This window comes from Flavobacterium sp. AK-345 (assembly GCF_058310175.1).
The window spans coordinates 24,812-47,055 of the sequence record NZ_JBZEER010000015.1; the positions used below are offsets into that span (position 1 = coordinate 24,812).

At 35.1% G+C, this 22,244-nt stretch carries 11 protein-coding genes; 10 read left to right on the forward strand and 1 reads right to left on the reverse strand.

Annotated elements, in window-relative coordinates; translation table 11 throughout:
• The first annotated feature begins 202 nt into the window (after positions 1 to 202).
• The 10 genes from uxuA to AC4FQ3_RS20405 all read left to right on the forward strand — a co-directional run bounded on the left by uxuA (position 203) and on the right by AC4FQ3_RS20405 (position 20,858).
• Complete coding sequence (uxuA, locus tag AC4FQ3_RS20360) at positions 203 to 1,387, forward strand: mannonate dehydratase (RefSeq protein ID WP_491183069.1); 1,185 nt, start codon at positions 203 to 205, stop codon at positions 1,385 to 1,387.
• Between the two features lie 293 nt (positions 1,388 to 1,680).
• Positions 1,681 to 3,321: a hypothetical protein gene (locus AC4FQ3_RS20365; RefSeq protein WP_491183070.1), complete on the forward strand. Its 1,641-nt coding sequence runs from the start codon at positions 1,681 to 1,683 to the stop codon at positions 3,319 to 3,321.
• Between the two features lie 235 nt (positions 3,322 to 3,556).
• Complete coding sequence (locus AC4FQ3_RS20370; RefSeq protein ID WP_491183071.1) at positions 3,557 to 7,642, forward strand: two-component regulator propeller domain-containing protein; 4,086 nt, start codon at positions 3,557 to 3,559, stop codon at positions 7,640 to 7,642.
• Positions 7,643 to 8,125: 483 nt separating this feature from the next.
• Positions 8,126 to 11,128: a SusC/RagA family TonB-linked outer membrane protein gene (locus AC4FQ3_RS20375; protein WP_491183072.1), complete on the forward strand. Its 3,003-nt coding sequence runs from the start codon at positions 8,126 to 8,128 to the stop codon at positions 11,126 to 11,128.
• Between the two features lie 16 nt (positions 11,129 to 11,144).
• Entirely contained in the window at positions 11,145 to 12,659 is a 1,515-nt protein-coding gene (locus AC4FQ3_RS20380) for a RagB/SusD family nutrient uptake outer membrane protein (RefSeq protein ID WP_491183073.1), read from the forward strand.
• A gap of 296 nt (positions 12,660 to 12,955) precedes the next feature.
• Positions 12,956 to 14,131 carry a glycoside hydrolase family 88 protein gene (locus AC4FQ3_RS20385; RefSeq protein ID WP_491183074.1) on the forward strand — a complete coding sequence of 392 codons (1,176 nt, stop codon included), beginning with the start codon at positions 12,956 to 12,958 and terminating at the stop codon, positions 14,129 to 14,131.
• A gap of 109 nt (positions 14,132 to 14,240) precedes the next feature.
• A complete protein-coding gene (locus AC4FQ3_RS20390; protein WP_491183075.1) occupies positions 14,241 to 16,679 on the forward strand; it encodes a glycoside hydrolase family 2 protein in 2,439 nt (812 codons plus the stop codon).
• Between the two features lie 217 nt (positions 16,680 to 16,896).
• Positions 16,897 to 18,714, forward strand: coding sequence for a glycoside hydrolase family 2 protein (locus AC4FQ3_RS20395; RefSeq protein WP_491183076.1), 1,818 nt, complete (start codon positions 16,897 to 16,899; stop codon positions 18,712 to 18,714).
• 65 nt (positions 18,715 to 18,779) lie between these two features.
• A complete protein-coding gene (locus tag AC4FQ3_RS20400; RefSeq protein WP_042566483.1) occupies positions 18,780 to 19,343 on the forward strand; it encodes a DUF2911 domain-containing protein in 564 nt (187 codons plus the stop codon).
• Between the two features lie 120 nt (positions 19,344 to 19,463).
• Entirely contained in the window at positions 19,464 to 20,858 is a 1,395-nt protein-coding gene (locus AC4FQ3_RS20405; protein WP_491183077.1) for a serine hydrolase domain-containing protein, read from the forward strand.
• 129 nt (positions 20,859 to 20,987) lie between these two features.
• Here the strand turns inward: AC4FQ3_RS20405 and AC4FQ3_RS20410 are convergent, their stop codons facing one another.
• On the reverse strand, positions 20,988 to 21,443 hold the full coding sequence (locus AC4FQ3_RS20410) for an Hsp20/alpha crystallin family protein (RefSeq protein ID WP_491183078.1): 456 nt from the start codon (positions 21,441 to 21,443) through the stop codon (positions 20,988 to 20,990).
• Positions 21,444 to 22,244: the final 801 nt, after the last annotated feature.

Genomic DNA, 22,244 nt, shown 5'->3' on the forward strand with positions numbered 1-22,244 from the left:
TTTATTTTAGAGATAAGATAAAACGAAAATGTTTCTTATGAAAACGAGTGCCCTAGCCCCGATAGTAGTGGAAATCCTTTTGTGTAATGAAATGGAGCAAAAGATTGTAACGGATAGCGGGAAATAGCTTCTTAAAAAACTATAAATAATTATACCTACAAGGTTTCGAAAAACTTGCAGGAACTAATAAAAAACATAAAAAATGGAACAAACATTAAGATGGTTCGGCCCAAAAGATCCAGTTTCTTTGCAGGATATTAAGCAAACCGGCGCGACCGGAATCGTAACTGCGCTTCACCATATTCCGAACGGAGAAGTGTGGACTATTGAAGAAATCATTAAACGAAAAGTTGAAATTGAACACGAAAATGGTGATCCTAAAAAAGGTGCATCAGGTTTAGTCTGGTCTGTCGTTGAAAGTATTCCGGTTCACGAAGACATTAAAAAGCAAACCGGAAAATACCTGCAATATATTGAAAATTATAAGGAAAGCATTCGGAATTTGGCGTTATGCGGAATCAAATGTATTTGCTACAATTTTATGCCGGTTTTAGATTGGTCCAGAACTGATTTATCGTATACGGTTGAAGACGGATCAAAAGCGCTGCGTTTTGATATTAATGCTTTTGCAGCTTTTGAATTGTTTATTTTGAAACGACCGGGAGCAGAAAAAGAATATTCATCTATTCAAATCGAAAAGGCTACTAAGTATTTTCACGCTATGACGGATGATGATAAAGTAAAACTTCAGCAAAACATTCTTGCCGGACTTCCGGGTGCTGAAGAAGCCTATTCTGTAGAGGATTTTTTGATTACTTTGAGTGCTTATAACCATATTGACAGAAAAGCATTGAAGGAAAATCTTTTCTTCTTTTTAAAACAGATTATTCCCGTTGCTGAAAATAAAGGTGTATTGATGGCGATTCATCCCGATGATCCTCCCTACCCTATTCTGGGTTTACCGAGAGTGGTAAGTACCGAAGAAGATTTAACAGAATTAATGGCGGCGTACGATTCAAAATCAAACGGATTTACGATGTGTACAGGTTCTTATGGCGTTCGTACGGATAATGATTTACCCGGAATTGTAAGACGTCACGGCGATAAAATGAATTTTATTCACCTGAGAAGTACGCAAAGAGATGAAGAAGGAAGTTTTTACGAAGCCAATCATCTGGAAGGAAATGTGGACATGTACGAAGTTGTAAAAGCAATTCTTGAAGTAGAAAAAAGAAACAACAGCGCATTGCCAATGCGCCCGGATCACGGGCACCAAATGCTGGATGATTTGAATAAAAAGACGAATCCTGGCTACTCTGCAATCGGGCGTTTGAGAGGTTTGGCTGAATTAAGAGGGCTTGAAATGGGGATTAAAAGAAGTCTTTAAAGATTTTGCCACGAAGGCACTAGGGCGCTAAGATTTTTTTTAAGGCACAAGTTTTTTTTCACGCAGATTTTGCAGATTAGGCAGATTTATTATTCTGATTGAGTACAATTTGTCATTTCGACGGAGGAGAAATCTCCACGAGAAGCTCGACCAAGATTGGGTTCTCGTTACGGAGTTACTTGCGGAGATTTCTCCTCCGTCGAAATGACAAGATTACGCTTAAAAAACTTTGCGCCTTCGTGCCTTCGTGGCAAAACGGCAAAAAAAACTAACTATCATAATAACCACAAACCATGAATAGTCAAAACCTTATTATCTGTTGCACCCTTTTTGTAAACAGTATCGCATTTAGCCAGCAAACGCCAAAAATACTGACTGATTCAAAAGCAAATTACCTTCCTGATTTTAGTTACGCCGGCTATCATTTCGGCGAAAGCCCAATTCCTGAAGCTACAGGAAAAACTATAAATGCTGTAGATTTTGGCGTAAAAGCAAATGACGGTTTAGATGATTCTAAAGCTTTGTTGAAAGCCATAAAAGCAGCAACTGAAACCGAAGGAAATGTGATTCTGCAATTGCCTGCAGGACGAATTATTCTGAGTGAAGTTTTGTATATCGAAAGAAGCAATTTTGTACTTCGCGGTGCAGGTTCGGGTGAAAACGGAACCGAGATTTATTGTCCGCGACCAATGATGTACCTTAAAAATCCGGAATCGCTGGCTGAACTTCGCGAATATCTAACGACTTTTGATAAAAGACAACGTGAACCTGAAAATAATGTCGATTTGCCTTTTTCGCAATATGCATGGTCGGGCGGGTTTATCTGGACACAGATTCCTGGCGAACGTGTAAAATCGTATTTGGATAAATATGAACCGGTTCCTAATGTTCTGGCGAAAGTCATTTCTGGAAATATGGGCGAACATATTATTTCGGTTTCTGATGTAAAAGGATTGAAAGTTGGTGATATTGTCGAGCTTCAATTGTTTAATAAAGATGGCGAAAACGGCGAAATTATTACCGATTTATATAAAGGTGCAAAAGTAAAACCGGGTTCACATCATTGGAAATTTCCAAAACTTCCAATCGTAAGACAACAAGTCGAAATCACTAAAATTTCAAACTCAAAAATTACCATAAAAACGCCGTTGACGATTGCGATAAAACCAAGTTATCAGGCGCAATTGGTTGAATGGAAACATTTAAACGAAGTGGGAATCGAACATCTTCGTTTTACTTTTCCTAATATTCCGAGAGTTGCACATCATGTGGAACCGGGGAATAATGCGATATTTTTAACGCGTGTTTTTAATAGTTGGGTCAAAGATGTCACGATCACCAATGCTGACAGCGGAATTTTAGGCGAAGAAATTTCGAATGTAACCGTTCAGGATATTGTGACCGATGGAAATCATATGGCGCATTATACCGTAACTTTAGGCGGTGTTCATAATGTTTTGGTTAAGAATCTGAAAATCTATAATAAAACGGTTCACCCGTTGAGCTTCAATACTTTTGCTACTAAAAACGTATATCAAAATTGTGAAATTTTTGCCGATCCACTTTTAGATCAGCATTCGGGAGCAAACCATCAAAATTTATTTGATCATATTACGGTGCACATTAATCCGGATAAAAATAATAGTTATCTCTTATTTGGCGGTGGCGGCGCAGATTATTGGAAACCTTCTCACGGACCTTTCAGTACTTTTTGGAATCTGAATGTTCAGGTTGAAAAACCTTCCGAAATAACAAAACCGATTTTACTTTACGGAATGAAAGACGGTCCTTTTGCGAGAATTATTGGCGTGAATGGCAATGCAAAATTCGAAGTAAAATATGAACCTGACGCTTATATTGAGTTTTTGAATATGCCGTTTGATCAGATTCCTTCGTTATATGATTATCAATTGAAAAAGCGATTGAAAAAATAATTTTGCCAGAGATTTAAAGATTAATTTGTTTGCGTTAAATAGCCACGAATTCACGAATTATTGCGTATAATAATTATAAAAATTCGTGAATTCGTGGCTTTAAAATCTCACCCAAATCTTTGTCAAATTTTTAAACTTTGACAAAGATAATCACAATAAAATTCGTGAATTCGTGGCTAAAAAAACTTTGTCCCTTTGTTACTCTTCCCCTTTGCACCTTTTAAAAAAAAACACCATGAAATACAAAATAGCTTTTCTGGTTTTACTGTTTATTTCCGGGAATATATTTTCCCAAAATAAATACCGCCTCAAAAATATCTCGACGACAGATGGGCTTTCGCAGAGTTCTGTTATTGCGATTCATCAGGATAAATTTGGGCAAATGTGGTTTGGTACGCGCGATGGGCTTAATAAATATGACGGAAGTCACTTTACCATTTTCAGAAATGATGCTGCTGATAAATCGTCTATTAGTAACAACGATATTTTGGCAATCGAAGAAGATAATACGGGCAAAATTTGGGTTGGAACATACAACGGATTAAATTGTTATGATCCTGTTACGAATACTTTTAAAAGATATTTACATACCAAAAACAATCATACAATAAGTAATAATGCTGTTTGGTCGATCAGGGAAATCAACAACGAAATGTGGTTTGGTACTTCAAAAGGATTGACAATTTACAATAGAAATACAGGGAAATTCACTTCTTTTTTTCATTCGGATACTGATGATGCTACTTTACCGAGCAATAATATCCTTACTATTTTAAAAACAAAAAAAGGAAAAATTTGGGTTGGAACCACAAAAGGTTTATGTGTGGTTAAAAGCAGAAAATTCGGAAAGCTTTCTTTTAGAAATTACCGCTTAAATAATACTGATCTTCTTAATGTTCAATCTATAAAAGAGGACAGTGACGGAAATTTATGGGTTGGAACTAAAAACAAAGGGCTTTTAAAATTTGATACTTCTGACAATAAATTTGTTTCTTTTTTACCTGATAATAAATACAAAGAGATTAATTCTGATATTCGTTCTCTGGCCTTTGATAATCAAGGTTCTTTATGGATTGGAGCTTATGACGGAATTTACATTTTAGGAAAAGACAAAAGCATCCAAAAAATAAATAACAGCAACAATAACAACGGAATTGATAAGGTAAAATCGGTATTTATTGATAAAAAAGGTTCAGTCTGGATTGGCTGTTATTACAAAGGCGTGAATATTTGGGATGTTTCGAATGTTAATTTCTCTAATTATAATCAGAATTCTAAAAAGATTCCGATGAGTTTTGATGTCGTGAGTTCGATTATTTCAGACAAAAATCATAATATTTATTTTGGAACTGAAGGCGGTGGAATTACGATTTTTAACCAAAATACCGAAGCGGTAAGTTACATTAACAGCAAAACGAATCAGACGAATAAAAATGACATTAAATCAATGTGTCTTTCTGAAGATAATATTCTCTGGATTGGAACTTTCTCTAAAGGAATTTCTGCTTACAACATAATTTCTAAAAGAATTGAAGACAACCGAATTGCGTCGGATTTAAGTGATTTACTGAAAGAAAGCGGCGTTTATTCACTTAAAACAGAAGGAAATGGAATTTTATGGATTGGAACTTTTGGGAAAGGTTTGATTCGCTATAATACGATTTCAAAAACTTTTCAGGTGATTGGGAACGATATGTCTTCTGCCAATTTCCTGACGAATAATATTGTTCGAACTCTTTTGGTAGACCAAAATAAACTTTGGATTGGAACTCAAAACGGTCTGAATTGCATTTCGCTAAAAGATTTCCAGCAAAATAAATATACAATACAACATTACTTTTTTGATGCCTCAGCTTTATCCGGCGATGATATTCTAACGTTGTTTAAGGACAGTCGAAACAAAATTTGGGTTGGAACTAAAGCGAAAGGGTTGCATTATTTTGATGGAAAAAAATTCAACAGAATCAATCTTAAAGTAGGAAACACGATTATTACTTCCATTCATTCAATTCTTGAAGATGATGATAAAAATCTTTGGATTAGTACGAATCAGGGAATTATAAAATACAGCACAACCCTGAAAAAATTAGTTCTTTATGACCAAAAAGATGGTTTGGCGAGTAATGAATTTAATGATAATGCCGCTTTAAAATTAGATTCGAATCAGTTTTATTTCGGAAGTCCATCCGGAGCGACTTATTTTGATGCCAAAAAAATCTCCTTGAATGATTATGCACCTCAGGTTTTAATTACAAGTTTAAAAATTAAAAATGAGACCATTAATCCAAACAGAAAAGATAAAATTTTAGAGAAAAGCATTGGCTATACCAAAAACATAACATTAGATTACGACAAAGCCAATTTCTCGATCAGTTTTGCGATTCCAAATTACATTCGATCCAAAAACAATCAATACAGTTATCGTTTAATTGGGTTAGAAAATAATTGGACGATTACCAAAAATAACGAAGCTATATTTGCAATTCAAAATCCTGGATCCTATCGATTTGAAGTTCGTGGCGCCAACAATGACGGTGTTTGGAATCACATTCCGACGACTTTAACGGTTGTTGTAAAACCGGCTCCGTGGCGCAGTATCTGGGCGTTTTTATTATACGGAATCATCATTGGTTCTGCATTATACGGCTTGATCTGGATTATGAAATCGAAAGCAAGACTAAAACAAAAACTGGAACTGGAATATCTGGAAACCAAGCGTATTGAAGAAAACAACCGCGCAAAACTGGATTTCTTTACGAATATTTCACACGAATTCAGAACGCCTCTAACTTTGATTTTGGGTCCGTTGCAGCAAATTTTATCCGATTATAACGGAACAAATGAGATGTACAAAAAGCTGTTGGTGATTGAAGGAAGCGCGAATCATCTTTTGAGTTTAATCAACCGTTTAATGGATTTTAGAAAACTCGAAAACGATCAGGTTAAATTGGAATCGGCAAACGGAAATATTGTCAAATTTACCAAAGAAATCTTTTTGTCTTTTATCGAATATGCCAAAGATGGCGGCTACAATTATACTTTTGAAACTCAGGAAGAAGAGATTTTGGTGTATTTTGATCGTTACAAACTCGAACGTGTTTTTTATAATTTGATTTCGAATGCGTTTCGTTACACACCAAAAGGCGGTGAAATCAACATAAAAATCAATCACGATCACGAGAATTTATTTATTGCGGTTGAAGATTCAGGAGTTGGAATTGCGGATGAACATATTGACAAAATTTTTGATTTGTTTTTTGAAGTTCCGCTTCATAATAATGTTCAGAAAAATTATAATAAAGGAACCGGAATTGGTTTATCGATCGTAAAAAATATTGTCAAACTTCATAAAGGAAATATTGAAGTTACAAATAAAGAAACGGGCGGTGTTGTATTTAAAGTCACGCTTCCGTTAGGACGCGCACATTTACTGGACAATGAAATTATCGAAAATTTTAAAATCAGCGATGATATTGCACAATATTCGGCTCAACTTGAAACGCAGGAAATTACCGAATATGAAGATATTGACGATTTTGTGGTTGATGGAGAAAAGCAAACCATTCTGTTAGTAGAAGATCATAAGGTTTTGAGAACTTTTATGAAAAATTTACTCAAAAAAGAATACAATATTATTGAAGCCGAAAACGGCAAAATAGCATTTGAAAAAGCATTACAACACGTTCCGAATTTAATTATCAGCGACGTAATTATGCCCGAAATGGTGGGAACAGAATTGTGTTCTAAAATAAAAGAAAACCTAAAAACAAGTCATATTCCGGTTATTCTATTGACTTCGAGATCTTCATTGGTTTATAAATTTGAAGGATTAGAAAGCGGTGCCGATGATTATATCAGTAAACCATTTAATTTAATCGAATTTAAACTTCGGGTAAAAAACCTTTTGAATTCAACCGAAAGATTAAAAAAGAAATTTACAAGTCAAGATAATTTTGTTCCGTCAGAAATTACGGTTTCGTCTCTGGATGAAGAATTATTAAAAAAAGCATTCAAAATTGTCGAAGAAAACATTTCGAACGAACAATTCGATATTCCGTTTTTCTGTGCAGAATTGGGCGTTAGCCGCACGATGTTATTTTTAAAAATAAAAGCGTGGACCAATTATACGCCAAACGAATTTATTCATGAAATCAGGTTAAAACGCGCCGCTCAATTATTGGAACAAAACAAATTAAATGTTTCTGAAGTGAGTTATAAAGTTGGTTTTAACAATCCGAAATATTTTAGCAAATGTTTCCAAAAAAGGTACGGAGAAACTCCGTCGCAATTTGCTGACAAATTTAGCGAAAAAATCTCCTGATGTATTCCTGCAAGGTTTTCAAAACCTTGTAGGTATAGATTTTAAACACGAATTTCACGAATTGCCACTAATTAGTTCGTGAAATCAATTTCACAAACTAAGCTAACGATTGAAATTTGTGGAAATTCGTGTTTATATTTCTATGTGTTTGAAATAATTACACTCAACGCTTACCTTCAAATTTTAAAAAATATAAATGAATACCTACAAGGTTTTGAAAACCTTGCAGGAAGAAGAACTTCAATTAATTGCAAATTCTGTAATAATTCCTAAATCCGCATATTTAAAGGCTTAAAAAAGGGTATCTGTATTTTTAGATACCCTTTTTTGTATTTCTATATCGTTTGCGCCTGATATATTTGTGACATGAAAATCAAAAAAACAAAATTCCTGCTGCTGCAAATTCTCTTCATGCTGCTCATAATCGGAATGAGTTTATTGCTTTTTTATTTTACCTAACATTAACCTAAAAAACCAAAATGAATGTTTACAAATCTCAAAATTAAATCACTTAAATGGTGTTTTCTGGTACTTTTTTTACTGGCAAATATTATGATGAATGCACAGGAGAAAAAAATCACCGGAAAAGTTACTTCCAGCGAAGATTTACTCGGGCTTCCTGGTGCCAATGTTTATGTTAAAGGATCTTCTGTGGGAGGTTCTGCAGATATGGACGGAAATTATAGTGTTTTCGTTTCAGACAAAAATGCTGTTTTAGTCTTCAACTTTGTTGGCTATCAAACGATTGAAATTCCCATAGGAGGCAAAACGGTTATCAACGTAAGTTTAAAACCAGATACAAAAAATCTTGAAGAAGTAATCGTTGTGGGTTACGGTACCCGAAAAAAGAGTGACATAACAGGTTCTGTATCTTCTGTAACCGCAAAAGAACTAACGGCTTACCCGTTATTAAATGCAGAACAGGCTTTACAAGGACGTGCCGCTGGGGTTTCGGTACAATCAAATAATGGTGGTGAACCTGGCGCTCCTGTAAAAATCAGGGTTCGTGGCGGAACTTCGATCAATGCAAGTGGTGATGCGCTTGTTGTTGTCGATGGTTTTGCGGGCGTGGCAATGCCTGCACCTCAGGATATTGCTTCTATCGAGGTGCTTAAAGATGCATCTGCAACGGCAATTTACGGATCGAGAGGTTCAAACGGGGTTATTATGGTGACAACTAAAAAAGGAAAACCGGGAAAACCTGTTATTGAATTTAGCAATTCTACATCGGTACAATCTGTAAATAATAAGCTTGATTTATTAAATGCTGAACAATTTGTGGCGTACAGAAAAAGTTTTACTACGCATACTGACGGCGGCGCAAACACAGATTGGCAAGACGTAATTTACCGTGACGGAATGGTTTCGAATACATCACTTTCTTTTTCCGGTGGATCTGAAAACGTGAGATATTATGTTTCCGGAAACTACTTTAACCAAAATGGTGTTGTAATTAACTCAGGAATTGACAAATACACGATTGTAAGTAATCTAGAAGCTGATTTGTCTGACCGTTTTAAAGTGGGTTTGAATTTATTTCAAAGCAAACAAAACAAGGAAGGGATTATTAGCCAAACTGGCGCCGGAGGAACTGGTGCTGCAGGTGTAATTGCAGCGGCGTATCGTTTTATGCCAGACAAAGGAATTTATAATGCAGACGGAAGTTACACAACAACGGCGCCAATTGGTGACGATATTGATAATCCGTATGCGACTGCGATGGAAAATGTTTTGGAAACCGTTTCTATTGTAAACAGATCAAATTTCTTTGCTCAATATAAAATCACAAAAGATCTTGACTTTAAAACTACTTTAGGATTAACCGACAATAATTCGCAAACCGGAAGATTTATTCCGTCGACTTTAATTGCAGGAAAAAATATCAAAGGAGAAGCTTCTGTAAATAACACAAGATTTTCTTCTTTCCTTACAGAAAATTATCTAACGTATAAAAAAGAGATTATCGACAAAGGAATTTTGACCGTTCTTGGAGGTTATTCGTATCAAAAAAACAAAAACGAAAGTTCGTATGCGGCCTCTAGAGGATTTTTGACGAATACCAATTCGTACCGAAATTTAGGTGCGGGAACTGTTTTCTTAAAACCAGATTCGAATTTATCTGAAACAGAGTTGATCTCCGCTTTTGGAAGGTTGAATTTTGATTACGACGACAAATATTTATTTACGTTTACAGCGCGTCGTGACGGTTCTTCAAGCTTTAGTAAAAACTACAAATACGGAACTTTCCCTTCTGGAGCCGTGGGTTGGAATATTGCTAAAGAAAATTTCTTAAAAGACAACAAAACAATTTCAAATCTTAAATTGAGAGCGAGTTATGGTGCAACCGGAAATCCATCCATTGGCGCCTACTCTACTTTATCTAGATTTTCAGAAATTTATGATGTAAGTGGTGACGTTATTGTAAACGCGGTTCAATTGACATCTTTGGATAATCCGAATTTGAAATGGGAAACGTCTTATCAGCAAGATTACGGAATTGATTTGGGTTTATTCGATAACAGAATCAGCTTAACGGCAGATTATTACAAAACTATTACGAAAGATTTATTGTTCAACAGACCTTTACCGGGCGTTTCAGGAATTGCTTCTCAGCTTCAAAACGTAGGTGAATTAGAAAACAAAGGTTGGGAATTAGGCATAAATTCTAAAAACTTTGTTGGTGCAGATTTTACGTGGTCTACGAACTTTAATATTTCTTCAAACAAAAACAAAGTATTAAAACTGGCTGATAATAAAGATCTGTTAATCAACTCTACTCCAGGACATTTCCTTGCAACAGATTCGCAAATTTTGAGAGTTGGCGAGCCGGTTGGTTCTTTCTTCGGATTTGTTTATGACGGTGTAATTCAACAAGGTGAAGCGGTTCTTCCGGGGAATTTTGAAACGATTGCCGGTGGAGAAAAATTCAAAGATGTAAACGGAGACGGAAAATTAGATTCTCAGGATAAAACGATTATCGGAAATCCAAATCCTGATTTTATCTTCGGTTTAAACAATGATTTTACGTATAAAAATATTGATTTGAATATCTTCTTTCAGGGTTCACAAGGAAACCAAATCTTAAATTATACGTTAATGGAACTGGCATCCGGAAACAACAATGCTACAACAGAAGTTTTAGACGCCTGGACGCCAACAAATACGGACACCAATGTGCCAATTAATGCAGCAAGGACAAAAAGAGTTACTTCGAGATTTGTTTATGATGGAAGTTACATTCGTTTAAAAAACGTTTCTATAGGATATAGTTTAGATGAAAAAGTAGTTTCGAAAATTGGTTTGAGCAAAGTTCGTTTCTACATCAGCGCGCAAAATCTTTGGACAATTACAGATTATCCAGGTTCTGATCCTGAAGGAAATTACCTGAATGATACCAACGCGAGAAGTAACACCAACTTAGGATTAGAATATGGAAGTTACCCAAATGTGAGAACTTTTACTTTCGGTTTTAATTTAAAATTTTAGTCTAAAAAATAATATTATGAAAAAATATATAGCTTTTCTTTTCCTGGGAATATTCGCTTTTGGCTGTTCTGACCTTGAAGAAAAACCGGTGGGAATTATTCGTCCCGATAACTTTTTTAACAATACAGATGACTTACAAGCCGCTGTAAACGGAGCTTTTGCCAACATTGCCCACAATAACTATTGGGGACGTGAATTTACAATTGCCCTAATGCTTCGTGATGATATGGCTGATATTGGCGACAGAACAACGCAGGCTGCCCGTATCGATGTTAATGATATGAATATGAACGATACTAATGCGCTTGTTGCTAACTTTTGGCCACAATCGTATGTGATTATTACAGCTGCAAATCAAGCGATTGAAGGCGCTAAAAAAACACCCGGAGATCCTGCAAAAGTAAACGCGATTGTGGCTCAGGCGTATTTTGCAAGAGCATTTGCTTACTATCATTTAGTTCGCATTTTTGGCGATATTCCGTATATTGATTTTGTGGTCAATGATGTATCTCAGGTAAATTCGTTAAGCAGAACCAAAGAAGCAGATGTGTACCCAAAAATTATTGCCGATCTTGAATTTGCAAAACAATGGCTGGAAGACAAACCAAAAGTAAAAGCCGTTCCCGGAAAAGGTACTGCAGCAGGATATTTAGCCTCTGTATATCTGACTTTGGGAAATTACCAAAAAGCCTATGACGAAGCAAAATACGTTATTACAAACGAAGCCAAATTTGGTTTAGGTTTAGATGCTGATTTTCAGGACTTATTCAACGCTACAAAAGCGGCGGCATTAAAAGAACCTTTGTTTACTATTGATTTTAATAACTTAACATCAGGAAATTACGGTCAGGATTATACCGCGTTTTTTACAGGTTCTTTAAAAGACGACAGTTATAGCTACGGACAAGGATTTTCGGTTGCTGTGCCTTCTCAAAAAGTTTTTGATACCTGGGATCAAAGAGATTACAGACGTGCGGTAAGTTTTGATACAATTATTAGAAAGAAAACGGGTCCGGGCGGCGCTTTGCAGATTTTTCCTTCAAGCGATAATGAAAAAGCACCACGTCCGCATATTGCAAAATACTTTCGTTTTCCCGGAAAAGCCGGCGCAAACGGAAGAACTTCGCAACACAATTACATCACGATGCGTTACGCAGAAGTTTTGTTAACGGCTGCCGAAGCTTTAAACGAAATCACGCCGGGAACTACTGAAGCCGACGGATATGTAAACCGTGTTCGTGCCAGAGCGAGAAACAAAGCCGGAAAACAGGTTTCGTTTCCTGCAAACGTAACGCCGGGACTTTCTCAGTCCGATTTTAGAAAAATGGTTATTGATGAAAGACGTTTAGAATTAGCTTTCGAATACATCAGATGGTACGACATTAAGCGATTGAAAATTGCTCCTGAAGTTTTTGGTGTGAACGGATTGGAGCCTCACACTTTTGATGTAAACAAGGATTATTTATGGCCGTTACCAGGAACAGAATTAGCGATTAATCCTAATTTAAAACCGAATAATCCCGGATATTAATATTCATTAGAATGAATTAAAAATTTAGAATTAAAAATTAAAAATCTTTGAAATCGAAATTACGCTAATAGTAATGTGTTTCGTTTTTCTTGCTGATTTAACCACATTTTTGTCATTTCGACGGAGGAGAAATCTTCGTAAGTAACTCGACAAAGATTGGTGATTAGCATGAGGAGCTTCTCGTGGAGATTTCTCCTCCGTCGAAATGACAAACTAGACGAGAATATTCGAACAGCAAAACGATGCCAATTTTTAATTTTTAATTCTCAATTTTTAATTTAAAAAAAAACATAAGCATGAATAAAGTTAGTTACTTTTCTTTAATTCTAGGATTTGCATTGCTGGCATCAGCGTGCAAATCCGGAATTAATTCTCAGACCAAAACTTCGGCAAGTGCTGAACATCTTCTGGAAAACCGATACAAAATGTTACTCGATTATCCGGTAGATTCGATGTCTATGCCACGAAGTATGACCATCAAAACCAATTTGATAAAAAAAGTGCCGTCGAGAGACTGGACAAGCGGATTTTTTGCCGGAAACTTATGGCAATTGTACCGTCTTACAAACGATTCAAAATACAAAGAGCAAGCTCAAAAATGGACTCCTTTCAGTAAAAAAGAAAGCGTTAATAGTAATTCGCACGATGTTGGTTTTAAAGTGTTTTGCAGTTTTGGAGAAGCGCTGAAAGTGGAAAACAAACAAGAATACAAAGATGTGATTATTAAAGGCGCTGAAACTTTATGCACGCGTTTTAACGCAAAAGTGGGTGCAATTCGTTCGTGGGATTTCAACAAAGAAATTTGGGATTATCCGGTGATTATCGATAATATGATGAATCTTGAATTATTGTTTGAAGCCTCAAAATTATCAGGAAATCAAAAATACCATGATATTGCTGTAAAACATGCGAATACAACATTAAAAAAACAGTTTAGGGAAGACAACAGTTGTTATCATGTTATTGATTATAATCCTGTTACGGGAGAAGTTAGAAAGAAAACTACGTTACAAGGTTACAATGACGATTCGGTTTGGGCACGCGGACAAGGCTGGGCAGTTTACGGTTTTACGATGTCGTATCGATATACCAAAGATCCTGAGTATTTAAAACAAGCTGAAGCAACTGCAAAATTTTTTATGACCAATAAAAATCTACCGGAAGACGCAATTCCGTATTGGGATTTTAAAGATCCGAGTATTCCAAATTCGCCGCGCGATGTTTCTGCTGCAACCGTTATGGCTTCAGCGTTGTACGAACTTTACGGATATACCAAGAATCAAAGTTATTTGGCTTTCGCCGATAAAATAATGACGTCTTTACATTCAGACAAATACATTTTACCTGATACTGTAAAAGCGCCTTTTATTCTGGATCACAGTACCGGAAACTGGCCAAAACACGACGAAATTGACGAACCTATAATTTATGCTGACTATTATTTTCTGGAAGCATTATTAAGAAGAAAGTAGCAAAGGTACAGAGGTGCAAAGTGAGAAAGGTTTTCAGCCTTTGAACATATCACCCTTTGAACCTTTATCCATTTGTCCCTTTGAACCTAAAAAAAAAGCTTTATAATTTATGCAAAAACTACATCACAACTATATTTCTTTTTCTGCTATCGCTTTTTTGATTGCTTTTCAGTTTTGTTTTAACATTGGCTTTGCCCAGAAAAATTCGGCAATGCGAACCAAGACAAATATCAATGAAAATTGGCTGTATTTAGAAAATCATACTTCAAGTCTTACGGAAGCAAAAAATGCGGCAAACTGGACGTCTTTAAATTTACCACATACGTGGAATGCCGAAGATGCAACCGATTTAAATCCGGGTTACAGACGCGATGCAAGCTGGTATCAAAAAAAGCTGAACATTGCCCAAATAGACAAAAACAAACGCTATTTTTTATATTTTGAAGGCTCGAATGTCACCACAAAACTTTATGTAAACGGCAAAGAAGCCGGCGGACATATTGGTGGTTATATTGGGTTTACGATCGATATTACAAATTTTATCAACGAAGGAAACAACGACATTTTTGTACGTGTTGATAATAGTTACGACATAGAAATAATTCCGTCGCAAAAAAGTGATTTCTTTATTTATGGCGGAATCACACGAGATGTTTGGCTTTTGTCTCAATACAAAAACCGAATTGATAATCTAAAAATTACAACTCCTGAAGTTTCTGCAAAAAAAGCTTCGGTACAAATTCTGGCTTCGACTATAAATGCTGAAAATGCCAAAGATTTGTCTTTAACCGTAATACTTAAAAATCCGAAAGGGAAAAAAGTTGCCAGCAAAACGATTTTAGTTTCTGATAAAACGTCGAATATTACTTTTGAAAACATTAAAAATCCTGAATTGTGGGATATCGATAATCCGAATTTATATTCGGTAACGGCTACTTTATCAGAAAATAAACAAATCATTGACAGCGTAAACGAAAAAGTTGGTTTTAGATGGTTTGAGTTTAAAGATCACGGTCCTTTTTATCTTAACGGAAAGCGATTATTGATTCGCGGCACACATCGCCATGAAGAACAAGCCGGAGTTGGCGCTGCGATGAGCAACGAGCAACATTGGGCAGATATGAAATCCATTAAAAATATGGGCGCCAATTTTGTTCGTCTCGCGCATTATCCGCAAGATCCTGAAATTTACAAAGCCTGTGATGAATTGGGTCTTTTGGTTTGGGATGAATTGCCATGGTGCCGCGGTGGAATTGGCGGTGAACTTTGGCAAACGAATACCAAAAATATGCTGGCCGAAATCATCAATCAAAATTACAATCATCCGAGCATTATCATTTGGTCTTTAGGAAACGAAATGAACTGGCTTCCTGATTTTCCTGATGGCGACAATACCGAAAAAACGAATTTATTCTTAACGGAATTAAACGACATCGCACATAAAATGGATCCTACCCGAAAAACGGCGATTCGAAAATATTACGAAGGTTCACAAATTGTGGATGTATTCTCCCCTTCTATTTGGTCGGGCTGGTATTCTGGAAGTTACAAAAGCTATCAAAAAGCAATTGACGTTTATAAAAAAGAATACAAACATTTTATTCATGCCGAATATGGCGGTGATAGTCATGTTGGGCGTCACAGCGAAAATCCCGTAACTGGCGAAAATGTTATAAAAGCCGAAGGTTGGGAAGAAGCCATCGTACAAACCAAAGTGGCCAATATTGCGCAAATTGGTGATTGGAGTGAGAATTATATCGTCGATTTATTTGACTGGCATTTGCATATATCCGAGAACGATCCGGCATTTGTGGGAAATGTTCAGTGGGCGTTTAAGGATTTTGCAACGCCATTGCGTCCCGAAGATGATATTTCGTACATGAACCAAAAAGGGCTTGTAGACAGAAACGGAAATCCGAAAGATGCGTATTATGTTTTTAAAAGTTATTGGGCAAAAGAACCATTTGCATACATCGAATCGCATACCTGGACAGAACGACAAGGTCCTGAAAATACGCCAAGAACTCTGAGCGTTTTCAGTAATTGTGAGCGAGTTACGCTTTATCATGAAGGAAAATCGCTTGGAGAAAAACAAAGAAATCTTTCGCTATATCCTGCAAATGGTTTAACTTGGGATGTTAATTTTAAAAAAGGAGAAAATATTCTGATTGCTGTCGGAAAATCAATAGCCGGAAAAACGGTTTCTGATACATTAAAAGTCAACTATCGTTTTAACAAAAATGATACGGCAACGTCTTTACAATTATCTTCTCAAAAATTAAAAAACGGCAATTATCTCGTTACAGCAATTGCAATTGACAACAACAATTTGCGTTGTCTGGATTATGAAGAAAGTGTTTATTTTCAATGCCTAAAAGGTGGAAAAACCATGAAAAATCAGGGAACTCCAACTGGAAGTGAATCAATCAGAATGGCAAATGGAAAGGCTTCGATTGAAGTTGTTCCGGATGGTTCTGGTTTGCCCATTGAAATGACGGCTTTGAATCAGAGTTTTAAGGGGGAATATTTAAAAATAATGCTTAAATAAAAATAATGCCACAAAGTCGCTAAGACACAAAGTTTTTTTTGCCATAGATTAAAAGATTAAAATGATTTTTTTTTACGCAGATTCTGCTGATTTTAGCAGATTTAATTTTTAAAAAACTTTATAAATAATCTGCGCATATCTGCTTAAATCTTTTTAAAATCTGCGTGAAAAAAAACTTTGTGCCTTCGAGCCTTTGTAGCAACAAACACACATACTAATGAAAAAACTAATAACCACATTACTCCTAACCTTTTCCATTTTCGGACAAGCTCAGGATATCAACCTAATCTCAAACATTTCAAATCGAAATACAACATCCTTAAACGGCGTTTGGAATTACATTGTAGATCCTTACGAAACAGGATATTACAGCTTTCATCACGACGAATACGATAAACAGGTAAAACCATCCAACGCAGCATATTTCAATAATTATCACGCGGTTAACAAACAGGAATTGGTGGAATATGATTTTGATAAATCGCCTAAAATCAATATTCCGGGCGATTGGACTTCGCAGGTTCCGGAATTGAAATATTACGAAGGAAATGTTTGGTTTAAAAAGTCATTCGATTATGATTTAAAAACCGGAAAACGCCTTTTTGTTTATTTGGGAGCCATCAATTACAAAGCTGATGTTTATCTGAACGGCAAAAAACTAGGAACTCATATTGGCGGATTTACGCCTTTTAATTATGAAGTGACTTCGATTGTAAAACCAAAAGACAATTATCTGGTTATTAAAGTCGATAATACACGCCATAAAGAAGATGTTCCGACGATTAATACAGATTGGTGGAATTATGGTGGAATCACGCGCGACGTTACTTTAATTGAAGAAAACGCCTCATTTGTAGAAGATTATAATATTCAGCTAAAAAAGAATAGTACAGATTTGATTTCCGGGTTTGTAAAGATCAATAATTTAAATGCTTCGCAAAATTCGGTTTCAATTTCGATTCCTGAATTGAAAATTAATTATAAAGGAAAAGTGGGCGCTGATGGAATTGTAAACTTCGAAATTCCGGCGAAAAAAATCTCATTTTGGTCGCCTGAAAACCCGAAATTATATGACGTTACGATTGATTTTAACGGACAAAAACTGAAAGACAATATTGGTTTCAGAACGATTGAAACAAAAGAAGATAAAATTTTATTAAACGGAAAACCGATCTTTTTACGCGGAATTTCGATTCACGAAGAAAATGCAAAAGGCGGACGCGCGAATTCTGAAGAAGATGCTTTGCGTTTGCTAAATTGGGCAAAAGAACTGGGCTGTAATTATGTTCGACTGGCACATTATCCGCATAACGAAAACATTATCAGAACGGCAGATAAAATGGGATTAATGGTTTGGGAGGAAATTCCGGTGTACTGGACAGTTGAATTTACAAGAGAAGCGACTTATAAAAATGCCGAAGATCAATTAACGACGGCGATTACGAGAGATAAAAACAGAGCTTGTATTATTATCTGGTCAATGGCAAATGAAACGCCAATTTCTGACGCGAGAAATACTTTCATTAAAAAATTAGTCGATCACACAAAATCTTTAGACAATACGAGATTGATCAGCGCGGCTTTATTAACGCAAAGCGGAAGTGATGGTTTTGGAACGATCAACGATGCTATTGGAGAATATTTAGACATTATTTCTTTCAACCAATATTTGGGCTGGTACGGCGGAAAACTGGAAGATGCCGAAAAGATTTTCTGGAAAACAAAGTACAACAAACCGGTTATTGTTTCTGAATTTGGCGGTGATGCCAAAGCAGGATTGCACGGTGAAAAAAACGAGCGCTGGACAGAGGAATTTCAGGAATATTTATATATTCAGAATTTAAAAATGATAGAGAATATTCCGCATTTGAGTGGTACAAGTCCTTGGATTTTGGTTGATTTCAGATCTCCAAGACGACTTTTACCGGGAATTCAGGACGAGTACAACCGCAAAGGATTGATTTCTAACGACGGTCAAAAAAAGAAAGCCTTTTATATTATGCAAAATTGGTACGAGAAAAAGAAAAAAGAGTAAAAATTGTATGATTTCTCTTTGTTATTCTCTTACTTTGTATGAACCTATAACAAATTATAATTCTTATGAAAAAATTTAGTTTATTGGCAATTACTTTTTTGATTGCTATTTCAGTTAAAGCTCAAGACGTAGTAAAATTTCCGCCGTTAGATGCAAGTCCGGTTGATATTGCTTATTTCCCAAATAAAGCGGTTAAATTCAAAAAAACAGATACTCCATCTCCATCTATTAAAGTTATTTATTCAAGACCTTCTGTAAAAGGGCGTGTTATTTTTGGAGATTTAATTAAATACGGTGAAGTGTGGAGAGTTGGTGCAAACGAGAATACCGAAATCAAATTTTACAAACCAGCAACAATCAATGGTGTTGCGGTTCCTGCAGGAACTTACAGTTTGTTTGCCATTCCTGAAAAAGATAAATGGACCATCATTATCAATAAGGAACTTGATTTATGGGGAGGTTATGCGTATGATGAAAGCAAAGATCTTGTAAAAATTACGGTTCCTGTAAAACCAGTTTCAGAAGTAATCGAAGCTTTATCAATCGCTTTTACATCAAAAGATAAAGTAACAAATTTGGTAATTGGATGGGACAAAACAACAGTTGAAGTTCCGATCACAATAAAATAATTAGTCAATATTTCGACTTAAATATCAAAGAGACACTTAATTAAATAATTAGTGTCTCTTTTTTTTGCTTAATATTGAGTAAATTTAACAACCTAACCACCAACCAAAAAAACCACAAAAATGAAAAAAAAGTATGTATTGCTGCTATTTCTGTTGTCCGCCTATTGCGGATATTCTCAACAAACGTTTAAAATTACTTATGAGCAATTAAAAGAATATGAAGGTATTTATGAATATCAAAACAATAGTACTTTACAAATCGCCGCCTCACCAAAAGACACTATTTTATACGCTATTATCAACGAAAGCAAATATGCCTTAAAACCTTCTGAAAAAGACATCTTTTTAAACATGTCTAAAGAAAAAGTGACTTTCTTAAGAAATAGTGCTTCTGCGATTACCGGTTATACTTCTCAGGAAAAAACATTTAATCTGATTAGTAAAAAAGTCATTTTTCCAAAAGAAATGTGGTATCCGAGACTGAATTCAAAAGATTTTAAATATAGCTATCAGCCGCCAAAAAAAGACCTTGATGGTTTATTGACCGGAACGCTCGATAATACGGGACTGGATAAAGCATTATTGAATGAAATGATGCAGAAAATTGTTGACGGAACTTATGCAAACGTACACAGTGTTTTGATTATAAAAGATGGCAAACTGGTTTTTGAAGAATATTTTTATGAATACAACAAAACCAAATTGCACGAAATGCGTTCTGCTACAAAAAGTATAATTTCTGCCCTTACGGGAATTACAATTGATAAAGGATTTATTAAAAGCAAAACCGAAACTGTACTTTCTTATTTTCCTGAATATACTTTTAAAAACCTCACAGATGATAAACGACAAATTACAATTGAAAACCTTTTAACAAATCAAAGCGGACTTGATTGCGATGTGAGTAATCCTAAATCAGAAGGAAATGAAACGACAATGAATTATTCTGATGACTGGATACAATTTACATTAGATTTACCAATGATTGATGTTCCGGACGGACGAGGAATGTATTGCTCCGGAAATTCAATTACGCTGGGCAAAATTGTCGAAAAAGCAACTAAAATGACGCTTCCTGATTTTGCAAAACAAACTCTTTTTAAAGATATTGGCATTAAAAATTTCAAATGGAATTTTAAACCCGATGCTTCCAGTTCCGAAACTTTTTGTCAGGTCTATTTAACGCCAAGAGATATGGCTAAATTTGGTTTGCTTTATCTAAATAAAGGAATGTGGGCAGACAAACAGGTTATTTCTAAAAACTGGATTGAGGAATCTTTAACCAAACACTCTGTTATTCAGGGCGTAAATTACGGTTATTTGTGGTGGCTTAAATATCTGGAAGTAAATGGCACTCGCTTTTCCGGAAAGGCTGCACAAGGAAACGGCGGACAGAAAATTTATGTTTGGGAAGACCAGAATATGGTTACTGTGATCACAGGCGGAAATTACAATTCGCAATCGCCAAGCGATGAACTGATTCAGAAATATATTTTGCCTGCTTTTAAGAAATGAAACAATTAGATAATTCGGCAATTAGATAATTAGATAATTTTAAATGAGATAAAAAAAGGCTGTCAATTTTTTTTGACAGCCTTTTGCAAGAATAAAACAGATAAATAATCTCGAATTGAGACTTAATCATTATGCGATCTCAATCATTTTTGGTGCTTTTTGTTTTGCCTCATCTCTTTTTGGAATAGTAAGATTTAAGATTCCGTTCTCGTAGCGGGCGTTGATATTATCCTCATCTACAACGTTTTTTGGCAATTCAAAACTTCTTTGAAATGATTGGTAACTAAACTCTCTGCGAGTGTAATTATCTCCTTCCCCTTTATCTTCTATACTTGTAGATTTAGCGCAGGAAATAGTCAGTAAATTGTTATCCAGGGTAACATTAAAGTCTTTTTTGTCGAGTCCCGGAGCTGCGACTTCAACCTCATAATTTTCGGCTGTTTCTTTAACGTTTATGGATGGTACGGTTGTACTGGTGGATGAAAAATTACTGTTTCCCCAGTTAAAAAGTTCACGACTGAAAAAGTCGTCAAATAATGCCGGAAATGCATGGGAATTTGTCCCGTTTCTTCTAATAGTTAACATGACTTTACTTTTTAAATAGTTATACATTAAAATTAATTTCACAACCAAAAAAAAGCAAAATAAATACCAAAATAAAAAAACTGTCATTTTTTCAATATTTACTCGACACAATTTCAGATACATACGAAAAAATGTCAGTTTAAAATATAACACATGGGAATTATGTAACAAATAAATGAAATTATATAAAAAACGTGTGTTTTCTACATTTATTTTTGATGTAGTATAGAAAGTAATTATTAAGAAATGTTCCACAACTTGTAAAAAAAAACTTAATCGTTATTCAGTCATAAAATCTATACTAACCAAAACCAATTTAAAAAAATGGTGCATTGTCATAAACGAAATATCAGCGTAAAAATTTAAAAGACAGTAATTAAGAAAACTACTTTTTTATATTCCCACTAATAATCATGTAGCATTTTTTTAATTTGTGTTTCAAAAATTAATGACTTTTCCCTTTATGACATTTTGCATCATTTTTTATTGATGACATTATTAACTATCTTGAAATACGGCTCATTTTATTTAATTAAGAAATCCCTTTGAGAATCAAATGATATTGGATTCTTAAAGGGATTATTGTTTTTTCGTCTGCTAATTATTAAGTAAACAATAGTTTATGTAATCCCTACGGGATATTTTGAGCTGGAGTAAAATTCTACTTTGTTACCAATATGTAAATCCTAACGGATTATCTTATAGAATTTGAATTTTATTCATAAATAAAAAATCATAAAAATCATATCTCGTAGAGATTACATATTGGTAGAAAAAAAGGAATATGCACACAATATTGTC

Bases quoted from the DNA above. Each gene is read 5' to 3' on its own strand.
- uxuA (WP_491183069.1), top strand. From the start codon at position 203: ATGGAACAAACATTAAGATGGTTCGGCCCAAAAGATCCAGTTTCTTTG.
- AC4FQ3_RS20410 (WP_491183078.1), bottom strand. From the start codon at position 21,443: ATGTTAACTATTAGAAGAAACGGGACAAATTCCCATGCATTTCCGGCA.
- AC4FQ3_RS20375 (WP_491183072.1), top strand. From the start codon at position 8,126: ATGTTTACAAATCTCAAAATTAAATCACTTAAATGGTGTTTTCTGGTA.
- AC4FQ3_RS20370 (WP_491183071.1), top strand. From the start codon at position 3,557: ATGAAATACAAAATAGCTTTTCTGGTTTTACTGTTTATTTCCGGGAAT.
- AC4FQ3_RS20385 (WP_491183074.1), top strand. From the start codon at position 12,956: ATGAATAAAGTTAGTTACTTTTCTTTAATTCTAGGATTTGCATTGCTG.
- AC4FQ3_RS20395 (WP_491183076.1), top strand. From the start codon at position 16,897: ATGAAAAAACTAATAACCACATTACTCCTAACCTTTTCCATTTTCGGA.
- AC4FQ3_RS20405 (WP_491183077.1), top strand. From the start codon at position 19,464: ATGAAAAAAAAGTATGTATTGCTGCTATTTCTGTTGTCCGCCTATTGC.
- AC4FQ3_RS20380 (WP_491183073.1), top strand. From the start codon at position 11,145: ATGAAAAAATATATAGCTTTTCTTTTCCTGGGAATATTCGCTTTTGGC.
- AC4FQ3_RS20400 (WP_042566483.1), top strand. From the start codon at position 18,780: ATGAAAAAATTTAGTTTATTGGCAATTACTTTTTTGATTGCTATTTCA.
- AC4FQ3_RS20390 (WP_491183075.1), top strand. From the start codon at position 14,241: ATGCAAAAACTACATCACAACTATATTTCTTTTTCTGCTATCGCTTTT.
- AC4FQ3_RS20365 (WP_491183070.1), top strand. From the start codon at position 1,681: ATGAATAGTCAAAACCTTATTATCTGTTGCACCCTTTTTGTAAACAGT.